Annotated in this window: 14 protein-coding genes; 12 read left to right on the plus strand and 2 right to left on the minus strand. The window is 75.2% G+C overall.

The window, feature by feature from the left end; translation table 11 throughout:
• The first annotated feature begins 9 nt into the window (after nt 1-9).
• The 10 genes from ACFXAM_RS13230 to ACFXAM_RS13275 all read left to right on the plus strand — a co-directional run bounded on the left by ACFXAM_RS13230 (nt 10) and on the right by ACFXAM_RS13275 (nt 12,456).
• Complete coding sequence (locus ACFXAM_RS13230; protein WP_380290497.1) at nt 10-849, plus strand: hypothetical protein; 840 nt, start codon at nt 10-12, stop codon at nt 847-849.
• 210 nt (nt 850-1,059) lie between these two features.
• Nucleotides 1,060-1,827, plus strand: a complete 768-nt coding sequence (locus tag ACFXAM_RS13235; protein ID WP_380290499.1) for a YcnI family protein — start codon at nt 1,060-1,062, stop codon at nt 1,825-1,827.
• 104 nt (nt 1,828-1,931) lie between these two features.
• Nucleotides 1,932-2,612 carry an SCO family protein gene (locus ACFXAM_RS13240; RefSeq protein ID WP_380290501.1) on the plus strand — a complete coding sequence of 227 codons (681 nt, stop codon included), beginning with the start codon at nt 1,932-1,934 and terminating at the stop codon, nt 2,610-2,612.
• Entirely contained in the window at nt 2,609-3,115 is a 507-nt protein-coding gene (locus ACFXAM_RS13245) for a copper chaperone PCu(A)C (RefSeq protein WP_380290503.1), read from the plus strand. The genes ACFXAM_RS13240 and ACFXAM_RS13245 overlap by 4 nt, the downstream gene beginning before the upstream one ends.
• 12 nt (nt 3,116-3,127) lie before the next feature.
• Complete coding sequence (locus tag ACFXAM_RS13250; RefSeq protein ID WP_380290506.1) at nt 3,128-5,221, plus strand: FixH family protein; 2,094 nt, start codon at nt 3,128-3,130, stop codon at nt 5,219-5,221.
• A gap of 13 nt (nt 5,222-5,234) precedes the next feature.
• Entirely contained in the window at nt 5,235-6,536 is a 1,302-nt protein-coding gene (efeB, locus tag ACFXAM_RS13255; protein ID WP_380290508.1) for an iron uptake transporter deferrochelatase/peroxidase subunit, read from the plus strand.
• Nucleotides 6,537-6,686: 150 nt separating this feature from the next.
• Nucleotides 6,687-7,622, plus strand: a complete 936-nt coding sequence (gene pheA / locus ACFXAM_RS13260) for a prephenate dehydratase (protein WP_380290510.1) — start codon at nt 6,687-6,689, stop codon at nt 7,620-7,622.
• Nucleotides 7,623-8,140: 518 nt separating this feature from the next.
• On the plus strand, nt 8,141-9,415 hold the full coding sequence (serS, locus tag ACFXAM_RS13265) for a serine--tRNA ligase (RefSeq protein ID WP_380290512.1): 1,275 nt from the start codon (nt 8,141-8,143) through the stop codon (nt 9,413-9,415).
• Nucleotides 9,416-9,506: 91 nt separating this feature from the next.
• Nucleotides 9,507-10,361: an HAD family hydrolase gene (locus ACFXAM_RS13270; RefSeq protein WP_380290514.1), complete on the plus strand. Its 855-nt coding sequence runs from the start codon at nt 9,507-9,509 to the stop codon at nt 10,359-10,361.
• 244 nt (nt 10,362-10,605) lie between these two features.
• Nucleotides 10,606-12,456, plus strand: a complete 1,851-nt coding sequence (locus ACFXAM_RS13275) for an LCP family protein (protein WP_380290516.1) — start codon at nt 10,606-10,608, stop codon at nt 12,454-12,456.
• Nucleotides 12,457-12,524: 68 nt separating this feature from the next.
• Here the strand turns inward: ACFXAM_RS13275 and ACFXAM_RS13280 are convergent, their stop codons facing one another.
• Nucleotides 12,525-13,289, minus strand: coding sequence for a sporulation protein (locus tag ACFXAM_RS13280; RefSeq protein WP_380290518.1), 765 nt, complete (start codon nt 13,287-13,289; stop codon nt 12,525-12,527).
• Between the two features lie 198 nt (nt 13,290-13,487).
• Here ACFXAM_RS13280 and ACFXAM_RS13285 point away from each other — a divergent pair, with 198 nt between their 5' ends.
• Together ACFXAM_RS13285 and ACFXAM_RS13290 are read left to right on the plus strand one after the other, a co-directional pair.
• Nucleotides 13,488-14,237 carry a FadR/GntR family transcriptional regulator gene (locus tag ACFXAM_RS13285; RefSeq protein ID WP_380290520.1) on the plus strand — a complete coding sequence of 250 codons (750 nt, stop codon included), beginning with the start codon at nt 13,488-13,490 and terminating at the stop codon, nt 14,235-14,237.
• A 76-nt stretch (nt 14,238-14,313) separates the two neighbouring features.
• Nucleotides 14,314-15,591 (plus strand): CynX/NimT family MFS transporter, encoded by a 1,278-nt coding sequence (locus ACFXAM_RS13290; protein ID WP_380290522.1) that lies wholly within the window; start codon nt 14,314-14,316, stop codon nt 15,589-15,591.
• A 37-nt stretch (nt 15,592-15,628) separates the two neighbouring features.
• Here the strand turns inward: ACFXAM_RS13290 and ACFXAM_RS13295 are convergent, their stop codons facing one another.
• The gene (locus ACFXAM_RS13295) at nt 15,629-16,345 is read right to left on the minus strand and encodes an ABC transporter permease (protein WP_380290524.1); all 717 of its coding nucleotides are present in this window, start codon (nt 16,343-16,345) and stop codon (nt 15,629-15,631) included.
• Nucleotides 16,346-16,380 lie beyond the last annotated feature (35 nt).

The raw sequence follows: 16,380 nt of genomic DNA on the forward strand, positions 1-16,380 counted from the left end.
GGCCCGGCCATGACTGCCCCAGCCGCCGCCCCGCACCCGGGCGCCCTCGCACCGGACGCGCCGGTGGGGGCCGCCGCCTGGGACCTGCGGCTTGCCCGGGCGGTCCCGTTCGCCCTGGTGTGCACGCTGATCGCGGCCGCCGGGCACGCCCTGGCGGGCGGCGGGGACCCCACGCTTCCCGCGCTCGCGACCGGGTTCGCCGCCGTCCTGGTGCTCGCCGCCGCCTTCGGCGGGCGGGAGCGCTCGCTCGGTGCGATCGCCGGGGCGCTGGCGGCGGGCCAGTTCGGGCTGCACTGCCTCTTCCACTCCTTCGGCGGCCACGCGGCCGCCGGCGCGGCCGGTGCGCACCACGGCGGTCCGCCGGGCTCCGGCCCGCTGACCCTGCCGCAGGTGGCGGGCCGGCTGATCTGCAACGAGGCCCGGCCCGGCACCCTGGCCGGCCTGCCCGGCAGCCCGACCGCCGAGCAGCTGGTGGCCGGCGCGGGGCTGGATCCGCAGGCGTACGCGACCGTGCCGTGGTGGCAGGGCGGGGTGCTCGGGATGACCCCGACGATGCTGGCGGCCCACCTGGCCGCGGCCCTGGTGGCCGGCTGGTGGCTGCGGCGCGGCGAGGCGGCGCTCTGGCGGCTGGTGCGGATCGCCGCGTCGGCCGCGCGGGCCCGCGCGGCGGAGCCGCTGCGCACCGCGTGCGCCCTGGCCGCGGTGCTGCTGCGCGGTCTGTTCGGCCTGCCCGCCGGCCCGGTCCGCCGGCCCGCCGGCCCGGGCGGGGACGATCCGCTGCCGGCCGGTGCCGCGCTGCGGCACAGCGTGGTGCGGCGCGGTCCGCCGCTCGGGGCCCTCGCGTACTGACCCGCCCCCCGGTGTCCCCCGGTGCCCCCCACCGGTTCCGGCCCGACGGCGGACGGGTGTACGCGGCAGCCGTGCCGTACCCGCCCACTCGTGCGGTCCTGCGGCCTCCCCCACCTCGTCCCCCCGCCGCACGGCCCCGCCGCGGCACGGGTCCTCCCGTGCCCGGGAGCGGGCCTGCCCGCCGAGCCTCCGAACGGAGCCACGAACCCCATGCGTTCCCTTTCCCCCCGCCGCACCGCCACCGTCGCCCTCGCCGCAGCCGCCGCCGTGGTGGCCCTGGCCGGCCCCGCCTCCGCGCACGTCACCGTGAACCCGGGCAGCGCCGACCAGGGCGGCTACACCGCCGTCGACTTCCGCGTCCCGAACGAGAACGACGCCGCCGGCACCGTGAAGCTGGAGGTCAACCTCCCGGTCGACCACCCGCTGGCGTCGGTCCGCACCCAGCCGCTGCCGGGCTGGACCGTCACCGTCGAGAAGGCCAAGCTGGACAAGCCGCTCAAGGTGCACGGCAACGACGTCAACGAGGCCGTCTCCAAGATCACGTGGACCGCCGACGCCGGGGTGAAGATCGCCCCCGGCCAGTTCCAGGAGTTCCGCGTCTCGCTCGGCCCGCTGCCGACCGACGCCGACTCCCTGGTCTTCAAGACGCTGCAGAGCTACGAGAACGGCGACGTCGTCCGGTGGATCGACGAGGCCAAGGACGGCCAGCCGGAGCCGGCCAAGCCCGCCCCGGTGCTGAAGCTGACCAAGGCCCCCGCCGGCGAGGCCTCCGGGGTGACCGCCACCGCCTCCCCGTCGGCCGCCGGCGGCCACGGCGACGGCCACGGCGACGCGACCACCGCGGCCGCCCCGGCCGACGACAAGGCCAGTGACTCCACCGCCCGGGTGCTCGGGGTCGTCGGCATCGTGGTCGGCGTGATCGGCACCGCCGTCGGCGTCCTCGGCCTGCGCCGCCGCAGCGGCGGCTCGGCCTCCTGACCCCAGCACCGGCGGGGCCGCGCCCGGCACCCTCCACGGGCCGCGCGCCCGTGTCCCGGCCGCGGCCCCGCCGGTGATCCACCGCACACGATCGGACCTCTCCCATGCCCCTCGCCCCCCGCACCGCCCGTCCCGCCCGGCTGGCCGGCGCCGCCGCCGTCGCCCTCGCCGCCGCGCTCACCCTGACCGCCTGCGGCTCCGACGGCGGCGGTTCCGCCTCCCCCGCCAAGGTCGTCCAGCAGAAGTCCGACTCGCCCTACGAGGGCACCGTGCTCGGCAAGAACTTCGAGAAGCCGGACCTCCAGCTGACCGACACCGCCGGCCGGCCGTACGACCTGCGGCAGAAGACCGCCGGCCGGACCACCCTGCTGTTCTTCGGCTACACCAGCTGCCCGGACGTCTGCCCGACCACCATGGGCGACATCGGCGTGGCGATGAAGAAGCTCTCCCCGGAGGAGCGGCAGAAGGTCGACGTCGTCTTCGTCTCCACCGACCCGCAGCGCGACACCCCGCAGGTGCTGCGCACCTGGCTGGACTCGATGGGCAGCGACTTCATAGGCCTGACCGGGGACCTGGAGAAGGTGAAGGCCGCCGCCAAGGCGCTCGGCATCCTGATCGAGGACCCGGTGGTCAACGCGGACGGCACCGTCACCTCCACCCACGGCGCCCAGGTGCTGGCCTTCCTGCCCTCCGACGACAAGGCCCACGTGCTCTACCTGAGCGGCACCGAGGTGAAGACCTTCGAGCACGACCTGCCGCTGCTCGCCCGGGGGGTCGCCGCGTGAAGGGCTCCCTCGGATTCCGCCGGACGGCACTCGCGGGGGCGGCGCTGGCGACGGCACTGGGCGGCGGCGCCTTCCTGGTCGCCTGCGGCGCCGGCGGCCAGGACGCCGGCGCCGGCGCGTCCGCGAGCGGCGCGGCCCGGCTGAGCGTCGCCGACTCCTACATCCCGATGCCGCCGGCCGGCGGCATGGCGGCCGGCTACCTCACGGTGCGCAACGACGGCGGCCAGGGCGACGCCCTGGTCAAGGTCTCCAGCCCCGGCGCCTCCTCGGTCACCATGCACCGCTCCACGGCCAGCTCCATGGAGCAGGTCGACACGCTGGACGTCCCCGCGCACGGCGCGTTGGAGCTCGCCCGCGGCGGCGCCCATCTGATGATCATGGGGTGGCAGAAGGCCCCCGCCCTCGGCGACGAGCTGGAGCTCGACCTGACCTTCGCCCGGACCGGCACCATCTCGGTCAAGGTGCCGGTCAAGGAGCTCACCTACCGCCCCGGCCAGCAGTAAGGGACCCGCACGATGCTGAACGCACCGGGACTGATGGGACGGCGCGCCGTCGGGCTGCTCGGCGTGCTGGGCGCCGTCGTCGCACTGCTGCTCGGCGGCGCCGGGCCGGCCGCCGCGCACGCCACCCTGCAGTCCACCGACCCCGCGCAGAACGCCGTCCTGCCCGCCGCTCCGCAGTCGGTCACGCTGACCTTCAGCGAGGCCGTCTCGCTCTCCTCGGACTCGGTGCGGGTGCTCGACCCGGCCGGCAGGGCCGTGGACGCGGGCAACCCGGCGCACGCCGACGGCCGGAACAACACCGCCCGGGTCGGGCTCGGCAGCGGACTGGCCAACGGCACGTACACCGTCGCCTGGCGGGCCGTCTCCGACGACTCGCACCCGATCGGCGGGGCGTTCACCTTCTCCATCGGCGCGCCGTCGGCCACCACCGTCTCCACCACCGCGCTGCAGAGCGCCGAGGCGGACGGCCTGGTCGCCGCGCTCTACGGCACCGGCCGGGCGGTCGCGTACGGGGCGTTCGCGCTGCTCGCCGGAGCGGCCGGCTTCGTGCTGCTCTGCTGGCCGGCCGGGGCGGCCCGGCGACCGGTGCAGCGGCTGCTGATGAGCGGCTGGGTGGCGCTGCTGGTGTCCACCGTCGCGGTGCTGATGCTGCGCGGCCCGTACGAGCGGGGCTGGGGGATCGGCAAGGCGTTCGACCTGTCGCTGGTGCGCACCACGCTGGACGAGCGGATCGGCACCGCGCTGGCCGCCCGGCTGCTGCTGCTCGCGGCCAGTGGGGTGTTCCTGTCGCTGCTGGTCGGCCAGCTCGGGCAGCCGGCGGGCCGCGCCGCCGGGACCGGAAGCGGGACCGGGACGGCGCCGGAGGACGGCGACAGCGAGGAGGCCGAGCTGCGGGAGCTGGAGCGGCGCGCCGCCGAACGCCCGCAGCGCGACGCCCGGCTGGGCCTCGGGGTGGCCGGACTGGTGCTGGCCGTCGCGCTCTCGGCGACCTGGGCCGGCGCCGACCACGCCTCGGTGGGCATCCAGGTCTGGCTGGCGCTGCCGCTCGGCATGCTCCACCTGGTCGCCATGGCGCTCTGGCTGGGCGGCCTGGCGGCCATGCTGGTCGGGTTGCGCGAGGGGATCGGCGCGGACGTCGCCGGCCGCTTCTCCACGGTCGCCTTCGGCTCCGTCGTGGTGCTGGCCGGCACCGGCCTCTACCAGTCCTGGCGCGGCGTCGGCAGCTGGGACGCGCTGACCGGCACCGACTACGGGCGGCTGCTGCTGGTGAAGACCGGCTGCGTGATCGCGATGCTGGGCGCGGCCTGGCTGTCCCGCGGCCGGCTGGCCCGGCTGCGGGCCACCCCGGAGGAGGCGGCCGAGGTCGTCCCGGCGGCGCTCGCCGTCGCGGCCGGCGGCTCCGTCACCACGGACCGCGGCACGGACCGCGGCGGGAGCAGCGCGAGCAGCGGGACCGACGGGAGCGGCGACGAGGGCGGCACGGACTCCGACGACCCGGTCCGGCGGGCCCAGCTGGCCCGCCAGCGGGCCGCCCGGGAGAACGCCGACCGGGACCGCGGACTCACCCCCGCCCGGGCCGGGCTGCGCCGCTCGGTGCTGATCGAGGCGGCCGTCGCGGTGGCCGTCCTGGTCGCCACCACGCTGCTCACCAACGCCCCGCCCGGACGGGTGGCCGGCGAGGTCGAGGCCGGGGCCGCGAACGGCACCGCCCCGGCGGCCGGCGCCGGCGCGGGCGCCTCGGCCCCGCAGACGGTGCCGGGCCGGACGCTGGAGCTCAAGCTCCCGTACGACACCAAGGGCCGCACGCCGAACGCCAAGGGCACCGCCACGGTCACCCTCAACCCGGCGGGCACCGGGTCCAACGAGGTGCACCTGGCCCTGGACGGCGCGGACGGGCAGCCGGTCGAGGTGCCGGAGGTGGAGCTCGCCTTCACCCTGCCGGACCGCGACCTCGGCCCGCTCACCGTGCCGCTGACCGCCGAGGGCACCGGGCGCTGGACCGGCACGGCGCAGCTGCCGCTGACCGGGAACTGGGTCGTGTCGGTGCTGGTCAGATCCTCCGACATCGACCAGACCACGGAGATCAAGCAGCTGAAGATCGGATAGGCGGACCGTCCTCATGGAGATCAGCACCGACAGCGCCACCGAGCACGACAGCACCACCGCCGCCACCGGCGGGAGCACCGCTTCCGGCTTCACCCGGCGGGCCCTGCTCGGCACCGCCGGGGCCGGCCTGGTGGTCGGCGCGGGCGCCGGCGCCGCCGCGGCCCTGGCCGCGGACCGGCCCGGCCCGCACCGCCCGGCGTCCCCGGCCGGCGGCCTCGGGCCCGCCCGGGTGGAGTTCCACGGCGAGCACCAGGGCGGGATCCTCGAACCCCAGCAGGCCCGGGTCCAGCTGGCCGCCTTCGACCTGGCCGACGGGGCCGGCCGGGACGCCCTGCGCGCCCTGCTCCGGCGCTGGTCGCGGACGGCCGCCCGGATGGCCGCGGGGGAGCCCGCCGACGAGTTCGAGAACCAGGTCGCCCTGGACGCCGGCCCCTGCTCGCTCACCGTCACCTTCGGCTTCGGCGCGGGCCTGTTCGAGAAGACCGGCCTGACCGGCGAGCGCCCGGCCGGGCTGGAGCCGCTGCCCGCGTTCCCGGCCGACGCGCTCGACCCGGCGCGCGGGGACGGCGACCTGTTCGTGCAGATCGGCGCCGACGACGCGCTGGTGGCCGTGCACGCCCTGCGGGTGCTGCAGCGCCAGGCGGCCGGGACGGCGGCGCTGCGCTGGCAGATGTCCGGCTTCGCCCGGACGCCCGGCGCCACCGCCGCCCCGATGACCGGGCGCAATCTGATGGGCCAGATCGACGGCACCAACAACCCCCGGCCCGGTGAGGAGGGCTTCGCCGCCAAGGTGTTCGTCACCGCCGGGGGAGAGCAGCCGGCCTGGCTGGCGGGCGGCTCGTTCCTGGTGTTCCGGCGGATCCGGATGCTGCTGGACAGCTGGGAGGCGCTGCCGGTGGACCGCCAGGAGCGGGTGATCGGTCGGCGCAAGTCGGACGGCGCCCCGCTCGGTGCCCCCGAGGGCGCGGGCGAGCGGACCGCGGTGGACCTCGCCGCCCAGGGGCCGGACGGATCGCTGGCCGTCCCGTCGGACGCGCACATCCGGGTCGCGGCGCCGGCCGCCAACGGCGGGGCGGCCATGCTGCGGCGCGGCTTCTCGTACCACGACGGGCTGCTGGCCGACGGCTCCCCGGACGCCGGGCTGCTCTTCCTCGCCTTCCAGGCCGACCCGCGCAGGGGGTTCACCCCCGTGCAGCGCAAGCTGGCCCGGGGCGACGGCCTCTCCCGCTTCCTGCGGCACGAGGCGAGCGGCGTGTACGCCGTCCCGCCGGGCGCGCCGCAGGGCGGGTACGTCGGACAGGGCCTGTTCGGCTGACCTCGCCCGACGGCCCCGGCGTCCACCACGCGTACCGCCCGCTCCCACGGAGCGGAACGCGATCACGGGAGCGGGCCGAAGTGGTTAAGGTGACTCCTTTCGGCGTTCCGCCGTTCTCTTCCCACAGGTCCCGTTCCCCTTGGAGGCGTCATGTCGGCAACCCGCTACACGTACCTCGGGCCGGCGGGCACCTTTACCGAGGCGGCCCTGCGCACCCTGCCGGAGGCGGCGACCCGGGAGCTGGTCCCGATGTCCTCGGTGCAGCTGGTGCTGGACGCGGTGCGCGGCGGTGAGGCGTCCGGCGCGTTCGTGCCGATCGAGAACTCGGTCGAGGGCGCCGTCACGGCGACCAACGACGAGCTGGCGGCGGGCGCGCCGCTGATGATCTACCGCGAGGTGCTGCTGCCGATCACCTTCGCGCTGCTGGTGCGGCCGGGCACGGCGCTGGCCGACGTGAAGACCGTGACCAGCCACCCGGTGGCCCAGGCGCAGGTCCGCCGCTGGCTGGCCGCCAACCTGCCGGACGCGCACTGGGAGTCCGCCGCCTCGAACGCCGACGGCGCCCGGCTGGTGGCCGAGGGCCGGTACGACGGCGCGTTCGCGGGCGAGTTCGCGGCGCCGATCTACGGGCTCGACCCGCTGGTCAAGGACATCGTGGACGCGCAGAGCGCGACCACCCGGTTCGTGCTGGTGGGGCGGCCCGGGCGGGTCTCCTCGCCGACCGGGGCGGACAAGACCTCGATGGTGGTCTGGCTGCCGGACGACCACCCGGGTGCGCTGCTGGAGCTGCTCCAGGAGTTCGCGGTGCGGGGGGTCAACCTGATGCGGATCGAGTCCCGGCCGACCGGCGAGGGGCTGGGCAACTACTGCTTCCTCATCGACTGCGAGGGGCACCTCAGCGACCGCCGGGTGGCCGAGGCGATGATGGGCCTCAAGCGGATCTGCCCGCAGGTGCGGTTCCTCGGTTCCTATCCGCGCGCCGACCAGCAGGCGTCGCGGCACCCGCGGCCCGGTACCTCGGACGCGGATTTCACCGCGGCCTCGGACTGGCTCTCGCGCTGCCTCGACGGCCGCGGGGACATCTGAGCCCCGAGGCACCCCCGACACTCCGGACATCCGGGCGCCATTCACCGGCCAACTGTCCTTTTCGAACCGTTTTCCACCCCGCCGGGCGGCCGTCCACAGGGCGGCCGCCCCGGTGCGGGGCTTGTCCACAGGGGCGGTCACTGTCCACAGGTCCGAGTTATCCACAGGCCTGGGGATGAGTCGACAAACCGGTATAGCCACTGCACGTTTCGGTCGGATCATCGGTTTGCGTCGCAGAGATGACTAATCGGACCAGAGTCACCCGGGTGCCAGCAAATCACCCGTCCGAGTGCTTCAATTCGCTCACCCGGGAAGGTCAATTCAGGTTTGAAACGTGAATTCCTCGGTTCGGTCCGTTGTCCACCGGAGCCGCCCCACGATCCACAGGCCACGGCCCCAGCCTGTGGATAACTGCCCCCCGAGCCGTTGTCCACCAGGGTTATCCACAGGCTGGGGAGAGTTATCCCCAGGGAAAACCGGTACCGGTGGACAGGTCCCCGCCCGGTAGGCTTGGGCCCGTGATTGACCTTCGCCTGCTCCGTGAGGACCCTGACCGAGTGCGCGCCTCGCAGCGCGTCCGTGGCGAGGACGTCGACCTGGTCGACGCCCTCCTCTCCGCCGACGAGCGGCGCCGGTCCTCGGGCACCCGCTTCGACGAGCTGCGCAACGAGCAGAAGTCGCTCGGCAAGCTCGTCGCCAAGGCCCAGGGCGAGGAGAAGGCCGCCCTGCTCCAGCGCACCAAGGAGCTGGCCGCCGAGGTCAAGGCCGCCGACGCCGAGCAGACCGGCGCCAAGGAGGAGGCCGAGCGCCTGCTCCGCTCGCTGGCGAACCTCATCGACCCGGCCGCCCCGGTCGGCGGCGAGGAGGACTTCGTCACCCTGGAGGAGATCGGCACCCCGCGCGACTTCGCCGCCGAGGGCTTCGAGCCCCGCGACCACGTCGAGCTGGGCCAGCTGCTGGGCGCGATCGACACCGAGCGCGGCGCCAAGGTCGCCGGTGCCCGGTCGTACTACCTGACCGGTGTTGGCGCGCTGCTGGAGCTCGCCCTGGTCAACATGGCGATCGCCCAAGCCACCGCCGCCGGCTTCACCCCGATGATCACCCCGGCCCTGGTCCGCCCGGCCGCCATGGACGGCACCGGCTTCCTCGGCCAGGCCGCGGAGAACGTGTACTTCCTGGAGGGCGACGACCGCTACCTGGTCGGCACCAGCGAGGTCCCGCTCGCGGCGTACCACATGGACGAGATCCTGGACGCCGAGAAGCTGCCGCTGCGCTACGCCGGCTACTCGTCCTGCTTCCGCCGGGAGGCCGGCACCTACGGCAAGGACACCCGCGGCATCATCCGCGTCCACCAGTTCGAGAAGGTGGAGATGTTCGTCTACACCACGCCCGAGGACGCCGAGAACGAACACCGCCGCCTGCTCCAGTGGGAGAAGGACTTCCTCAACGCCCTCGAACTGCCCTACCGGGTGATCGACGTCGCCTCCGGCGACCTCGGTGCCTCGGCCGCGCGCAAGTTCGACATCGAGGCCTGGATCCCCACCCAGGGCAAGTACCGCGAGGTCACCTCGACCTCCAACACCACCGAGTACCAGTCGCGCCGCCTCGCCATCCGGATGCGCGAGGAGGGCAAGGTCCGCCCGCTGGCCACGCTGAACGGCACCCTGGTCGCCGTCCCGCGCACCATCGTGGCGATCCTGGAGAACCACCAGCAGGCCGACGGCTCGGTCGTCGTCCCCGAGGCGCTCCGCCCCTACCTCGGCGGCCGCACCGTCCTGACGCCGGTCAAGTAGCGCCGGCACCGGCCGGTTCCGGCACCGGAACCGGCCGGCACCGCGGCGACGCGGACGCAGTAACGAAGCAACTCCCGGGAGACCACGGCCCATGAGCACCACCGACCCCAGCCCCGTCTCCCCCGCGAACGGCAACGGCCTGCCCTTCAAGCTGGTCGCCACCGACCTCGACGGCACCCTGCTGAACAGCGTGGAGAGCGTCTCGACGCGCAATCGCGCGGCGCTGGCCGACGCCACCGCCGCCGGGGCGCTGCACATCATCGTCACCGGCCGCTCGGCCGGCTGGGCCCGCCCGGTCTTCGACGAGATCGGCTACCGGGGCATAGCCGTCTGCGGCCAGGGCGCCCAGGTCTACGACGCGGGCGCGCACAAGCTGCTCACCTCGCTCACCCTGGACCGCCGGGTGGCCGCCCTCGCGATCGAGCGGATCGAGGAGGAGACCGGCCCGCTGGCGATCGCCGCCAACCAGGACGGCCTGGACGGCGACGTGCTGGCCGGCCCCGGCTACGAGCTGCTGATCGGCTCCGACCTGCCGGTCGTCCGGGCCGCGAAGGACGAGCTGCTCACCGCCCCGATCAGCAAGCTGTACATCCAGCACCACGGCCTGACCGACGACGCCCTCGCCGACGCCGCCCGTCGGCTGGCCGGCGACCTGGTCGGCGTGGTGATGGCCGGCGCCGGTGTGGTCGAGCTGCTGCCGCTCGGCCTCTCCAAGGCCACCGGGCTGGCCGTCGCCGCCCATCGGCTCGGCGTGAAGGCCGCCGACACCATCGCCTTCGGCGACATGCCCAACGACGTGCCGATGTTCGGCTGGGCGCGGTACGGCGTCGCGATGGCCAACGCGCACCAGGAGCTGCTCGCGGTGGCCGACGAGGTCACCCTGAGCAATGACGAGGACGGCGTCGCGGCCGTGCTGGAGCGGCTCTACCCGGCCGGGCTGGTCTAGGTCCTCTCTCTCGGATCACGCCAGGCGGTCCGACGTGATCCGAGAGAGAGGGCCTGGGGCCCGTCTCCGCCGGGTGAACGTCCTTCCCGTCCCCGCCGGTTCAGCCGTTGGAGTGACCCTGCGGTGAGCCGCCGCGGCGAAGCCGCGGGTCGGCGGGGGTGCGGCCGCGTTCGGCGGCCGGGCGGCCCCGGTGGAGTTTGTATGCTCCCAGGGTTGCCCGCTTCCGCCCTGAGAGGTGCGCGCCATGTCAGTCCAGTGGGGCCAGAGCCCGCCGGATCCGGCGGGGCGGCGGCGTGCCGACGGCGGCGGACTCCGGACCGAACCCCCCGAGGACGCCCCGGGGATCCCGGTGCCGCGCACCGGCGGCCGGGCGGAGGCCCGCCGGGCGGCGCAGAGCCGCACCGCCCAGAACCGCACCGCCCAGAACCGCACAGCCCAGGGCCGGGCCGTACCACCGACCCGCACCGGCCAGGGCCGGACGGTGCGCGACCGCGGCGACCGCGGCGACCGGTCCCGGCGGCGGGCCGCCCCGCAGGGCCGGTCGCGCGACGCCCGGCGCGGCGCCCGGCGGCTGATCGCCTGGTCGGTGGCCGGAGTGCTGGTGGCCCTGGCCGGCGCCGGCGGCGCGGTGTACTACCGGCTGAACGGCAACCTCCGGTCCTTCGACCCCGACGCCATCGCCCGCGACCGCCCGCCCGAACCGAGCGCCGACGCCCACGGCCACCGGCCGGTCAACCTGCTGCTGATCGGCTCCGACTCGCGGGCCGGGGGGAACGCCGACCTCGGCGGCGGCGACGAGGGCGGCGCCCGCTCCGACACCACGATCCTGCTGCACGTCCACGCCGACCACCGGCACGCGGTCGGCGTCTCGATCCCCCGCGACGCCCTGGTGACGATCCCCCGTTGCAAGCTCCCGAACGGCACCTGGACCCGGGAGCAGCCCGGACAGATGTTCAACTCCGCTTTCTCGGTGGGCAATTCCGAGGCCGGCAACCCCGCCTGCACCCAGAACACGGTGGAGAAGCTCACCGGCATCCGGATCGACCACACCATCGAGGTCAACTTCGCCGGGTTCGCCGCGATGACCGGCGCCGTCGGCGGCGTCGACGTCTGCCTGCCGAACGCCGTCCACGAGGGGAACATCAACCCCAACCTGGGCCGCAAGGGCAAGGTGGTGCTCGCCAAGGGCCGCCAGCGGGTCTCCGGGCAGCAGGCGCTGGACTACGTGCGGCTGCGGCACGGCATCGGCGACGACTCGGACGTCGGGCGGATGAAGCGTCAGCAGGCCTTCCTCGCCTCGCTGCTGGCCAGGATCAAGAGCAAGGGGCTGAACCCGGGCACCCTGCTGCCGCTGGCCGACGCCGCCACCCGGTCGATGACGGTCGACCCCGGCCTCGACTCGGCGGCCAAGCTGGTGGACTTCGCCCTGACGCTCAAGGACATCGACCTGCACGAGGTCAAGTTCCTGACCACGCCCTGGCGTTACAACGGCCCCCGGATCGACCTGGTGCACCCGGCGGTCGACACCCTGTGGCGGACCCTGCAGGCCGACCGGACCATCGACGGCCAGGACGCCACCGGCCACCGGCAGGACGCGCCCGCCGAACCGTCCCCGCCCCCGGCGCCCGCCGCGCCTCCGCCGTCACCGCCGCCCCCGCCCCCGCCCCCGACGCTCGGGGCCGACGGCGCGCCGATCCGGGTCACCGTCCACAACGGCACCGGCACCCCCGGCCTGGCCGCCCGGGCCGCCGAGATGCTCCGGGCGGCCCGGGTCACCGTCGCCAAGGCGGCCACCGCGCGCGGCCCCGCCCGGCCGGCCACCACCACCGTCGAGTACGGGGCCGGTCAGCGGGCCGACGCGCAGAAGGTCGCCGCGCTGTTCCCGGGCGCCGCGCTGGCGCCCGGGCGGGGAGCCGGGATCAGCGTGCGGCTCGGTCTGGACTACGCCGCCGGGGCCGCGGGCGGCGCGCCGGCACCGGCCACCGCCCCGGCCGCCGCGGTGCCGCCCGGCGCCCCGGCACGGCTGCCCGCCGCCGTGGTCGGCGAGGCACGGTCCGCCGACGACGACATCTGCAGCAACGTCTCCTACGGCTGACGCCCCGGCCGGAGCGCGACCGGAGCGGGCCGGGCCGCGGCCAGAGCGGGCCGGCCGGGGCGCGGGACTCAGAGCGCGGAGCGGATCCAGCCGTCGACCAGCCCGGTGAGGTCCTCGTCGGCCTGGCCGTGGCCGACCACATGGGTGCGGATCACGTCCCCGCCGCCGCCGAACAGGCCGCCGCGCCGGTCCGCCTCCAGCACCACCTCGACCTTGCCCTCGGTGGTCACGAAGCTGACCTCCAGCGAGTTGCAGGCGTGCGCGTACTGCGGCGCCGAGGAGTACTCGATCTCCTGGTAGAACGGCAGCGTCTGCCCGGTGCCGCGGATGTGCCCGGCCTCCAGGTCCGCCGAGCGGAACCGGAAGCCCAGCTGGAGCAGGGTCTCCAGGATCCGGCGCTGCACCGGCAGCGGCTCGACCTCCAGCGGGTCGGAGTCGCCCTTGTCCAGCGCGCCCGCGATGTCGACCTCGGTGCGCACCCCGAGCTGCATGCCGTGCAGGTGCTGTCCGGCGATGGTGGTGACCGGGGTCTCCCACGGCACCTGGACGGCGAACGGGATCGAGCGGTTCTCGCCCGGCGCCAGCTTCAGCGGCGCGGTCACCGAGAAGCGCGCGAACGGGTACACGCCGGTGCTCTCGCCGTCCTCGTGCTCGATCTCCACCCGGGCGACCAGGGTCAGCGTGATCCCCCGGATGTCCGCCTCCACCGTCCCCCCGGTCAGCTCGACCGTGCCGGCCATCGTCCCGCCGGGCTGCACGACCGGCGTGCTCAGAACGGTGTCGACGCCGGGACCGCCGACGCCCAGGGCACCGAGCAGCTTCTTGAAGACCATGCGGACGCTCTCCTCGCATCAAGGGGGTGTGGACCGGTCCCCGTCGTCACCGGATCGCCGGTCGTCCGGAGGAACGCCAGGGTGACACGGACGGTTCCCGCGCCGTTCGACCGCAGTTGTAGGATGACCGGGCAAGCAGTTGTAGGATGACCGACGACCGAGGCCTCGCACGGCCCCGCACCCGGGGAGGAGCCCGCCATGAGCAGCGCGCACAGCGCCCACAGCGCCCACGACACGCTGCAGACCGCCGGCCGCCGCTCCCTCGTCGACACCGCGATCGAGCAGCTGCGGGAGCAGCTGAGCGCCGGCGTCTGGCCGGTCGGCTCGCGGATCCCGACCGAGCACGAGCTCGCCGAGCGGCTCGGCATCGGGCGCAACACCGTGCGCGAGGCGATCCGGGTGCTGGTGCACGCGGGCATGCTGGTCTCCCGGCAGGGCGAGGGCACCTTCGTGCGCTCCACCAGCGATCCGGCCGCCGTGCTGCGCGGTGTCCAGCGCTCCGGCGTGCGGGACGTCCTGGAGGTCCGCGCCGCCCTGGAGGCCGAGGCCGCCCGGCTGGCCGCGCTGCGGCACACCCCCGAGGACATCCGGCGGATGCGGGCCGCGCTGGCCCGCGAGGCCGAGGTGATCGCGGCGCACCCCGAGCGGGCCGGCCGCGAGGCGACCGTCGAGCACGACCTGGAGTTCCACACCGCCGTCGTCGAGGCCGCGCACAACCCGGCGCTGACCGAGGTGTACCGCTACTTCGGCGCCTCGGTGCGCGAGTCGATGCGCACGGCGTTCGGCGACCACGACATGCCCGAGGTGGTCGTGGCGACCCACCAGGCCCTCGTCGACGCGATCGAGAGCGGCGACCCGGACCGGGCCGAGCGGGCGTGTCGCGAGCTGCTCGCCGAGCCGACCGCCGCCGTCGAGCAGCTCCTCGCCGCCATCGCCGCCCGGAAGTGAACGGGCCGAGGCCCCCGTTCCCCGCTCCCCGGGTGTGCCCCCGCACGCCTCGAACTCCACGAAAGCAGCACCACCCATGGCCGTCACCCGTGCCCAGCAGCCGGTTGTCACCACCACCGCCGGCTCCGCGCCGCTCCCCGTCCGCAGCCGGCTGGCGCACCCCGCACTGCTGCTGACCGGCATCGTGCTGGTCGCCCTGAACATGCGCGCCTGCCTGGCGGCGGTGTCGCCGATGGTGGCCGAGATCCAGCACACCTTCGGGCTCTCCGCCACCGCGAGCGGGCTGATCACCACCGTGCCGGTGCTCTTCCAGGGCGTCGGCGCCCCGCTCACCCCCCGGCTGACCCGGCGCTTCGGCACCGAGCGGGTGGTGCTGGGCGCGGTGCTGGTGCTCGGCGCGGGCGTGCTGCTGCGGGTGCTGCCCTCGGTGGCGGCGCTGTACGCCGGGTGCGTGGTGATCGGTGTCGCGATCGCCGTACTGAACGTGTCGATGCCGGGTCTGGTCAAGCGGGAGTTCCCGGGCCGGGCCGCGGCGATGACCGGCGTCTACTCGACCACCATGCTGGTCGGCGCGACCATGGCGGCCGGCCTCTCGGTGCCGCTGGAGCACGCGCTCGGCGGCGGCTGGCAGGCCTCGCTGGGCTCCTGGTCGGTGCTGGCGCTGGTCGCGGCGGTGGCCTGGCTGCCGCAGGTGCTGCGGGCGCGGGCCGCCCGCACCGCCGCCGCCCCGGGCGCGCCGGGTGCCTCCCCGACCGCCGCCCCGGCCGCCTCCGCGCGCCCGATCGAGGGCATCTGGCGCTCGCCGCTGGCCTGGCAGATCAGCCTGTTCATGGGCATCTCGTCGCTGCTGGTCTACACCCTGGTCGCCTGGATGCCGACCATCCTGGCCGACCACGGCATGGACCGCGGCGAGGCCGGCCTGGTCTTCGCCTTCTCCAACCTGGTGCAGGTGGCCGGCGCGTTCCTGGTGCCGCTGTTCGCCGGCCGGATGACCAGCCAGCGGGCGCTCGCCGTCTCGATGGCCGCGCTCAACGGCCTCGGCATCGCCGTCCTGCTGATCGCCCCGGTGCCCGGTGCCTGGGTGTCGGCCACCATCCTCGGGGTCGCCCAGGGCGGCTCGCTCGGCCTCGGCCTCGCCTTCATCGTGCTGCGCACCGACAGCGTCGCCGGCGCCGCCCAGCTGGGCGGTATGTCGCAGGCGGTCGGCTATCTGGTCGCGGCGGCCGGCCCGGTCGGCGCCGGCGCCCTGCACCAGCTGACCGGCGGGTGGACCACGCCGCTGGCGCTGATGCTGGTGCTGGCCGCCGTGGTCGCCGCCGCGGGCTGGGGCGCCGGCCGCAACCGGACGCTCTGAGCCCCCGCGCAGCCGCCCCCGCGCGCGCGTCGGTGTCCTACTCGTCCGACGCCAGGGTGAGCCCGGCCAGCCGCACCGAGGCCGCCGCGGTCGCCCCCACGACGACCACCAGCAGCAGCGGCACGGCCAGGCCGAGCGAGACCGCCGAGGTGAGCGAGCCCTCGGCGGCCACCGACTCGGCCACCGCCAGCCCCCACTGCTGGACGCTGAGCGTGCGGGCGCCCTCGACGAAGTTGCCGACCAGCGACTCCCACACCAGCGCGTACGCCAGCCCGGCCACCACCGCGTGCCGGGTCACCACCCCGAGCAGCAGGAACAGCGCGCTGTACGCGGCCCCGGCGACCAGCGCGGCGGCCGTGTAGCCGAGCGCCAGCCCCTCCTTCGTCCCGTACATCAGCAGCCCGGCGAGCAGGACCGGCACCGCCGCGAACGCCCAGGTGGTGCCGATCGCGACCACCAGCTTGGTGGTGATGATCTTCCACCGCGGCAGCGGCTTGGCCAGCAGGTAGACGATCGAGCCGTCGTCGATCTCGGTGGCGATGGCGCCGGTGCCGACGACCAGGCCGAGGATCGGCAGCAGGGTGCCGAGGCCGAGCTTGCCGAGGACGTTCACGACGAGGTCGTGCTTGTCGCCGCTGGACCCGGCGGCGATCGCCGAGACGACCAGCAGCAGGGCGGGGACCACCAGCAGCAGCAGGCCGCGGCGGCGGCCGAGCAGGCCGCGCAGCGTCAGCCTGGCGACGGTCGGGTTCATGGTGGGTCGGCCTTCCTGAGGTCCTTGGTGGTGGG

This window comes from Kitasatospora sp. NPDC059462 (assembly GCF_042749955.1).
In the GTDB taxonomy this organism is placed as follows: domain Bacteria; phylum Actinomycetota; class Actinomycetes; order Streptomycetales; family Streptomycetaceae; genus Kitasatospora.

Bases quoted from the DNA above. Each gene is read 5' to 3' on its own strand.
- ACFXAM_RS13230 (WP_380290497.1), top strand. From the start codon at position 10: ATGACTGCCCCAGCCGCCGCCCCGCACCCGGGCGCCCTCGCACCGGAC.
- ACFXAM_RS13270 (WP_380290514.1), top strand. From the start codon at position 9,507: ATGAGCACCACCGACCCCAGCCCCGTCTCCCCCGCGAACGGCAACGGC.
- ACFXAM_RS13295 (WP_380290524.1), bottom strand. From the start codon at position 16,345: ATGAACCCGACCGTCGCCAGGCTGACGCTGCGCGGCCTGCTCGGCCGC.
- ACFXAM_RS13290 (WP_380290522.1), top strand. From the start codon at position 14,314: ATGGCCGTCACCCGTGCCCAGCAGCCGGTTGTCACCACCACCGCCGGC.
- ACFXAM_RS13280 (WP_380290518.1), bottom strand. From the start codon at position 13,289: ATGGTCTTCAAGAAGCTGCTCGGTGCCCTGGGCGTCGGCGGTCCCGGC.
- ACFXAM_RS13235 (WP_380290499.1), top strand. From the start codon at position 1,060: ATGCGTTCCCTTTCCCCCCGCCGCACCGCCACCGTCGCCCTCGCCGCA.
- pheA (WP_380290510.1), top strand. From the start codon at position 6,687: ATGTCGGCAACCCGCTACACGTACCTCGGGCCGGCGGGCACCTTTACC.
- ACFXAM_RS13250 (WP_380290506.1), top strand. From the start codon at position 3,128: ATGCTGAACGCACCGGGACTGATGGGACGGCGCGCCGTCGGGCTGCTC.
- ACFXAM_RS13240 (WP_380290501.1), top strand. From the start codon at position 1,932: ATGCCCCTCGCCCCCCGCACCGCCCGTCCCGCCCGGCTGGCCGGCGCC.
- ACFXAM_RS13285 (WP_380290520.1), top strand. From the start codon at position 13,488: ATGAGCAGCGCGCACAGCGCCCACAGCGCCCACGACACGCTGCAGACC.
- efeB (WP_380290508.1), top strand. From the start codon at position 5,235: ATGGAGATCAGCACCGACAGCGCCACCGAGCACGACAGCACCACCGCC.
- ACFXAM_RS13275 (WP_380290516.1), top strand. From the start codon at position 10,606: ATGTCAGTCCAGTGGGGCCAGAGCCCGCCGGATCCGGCGGGGCGGCGG.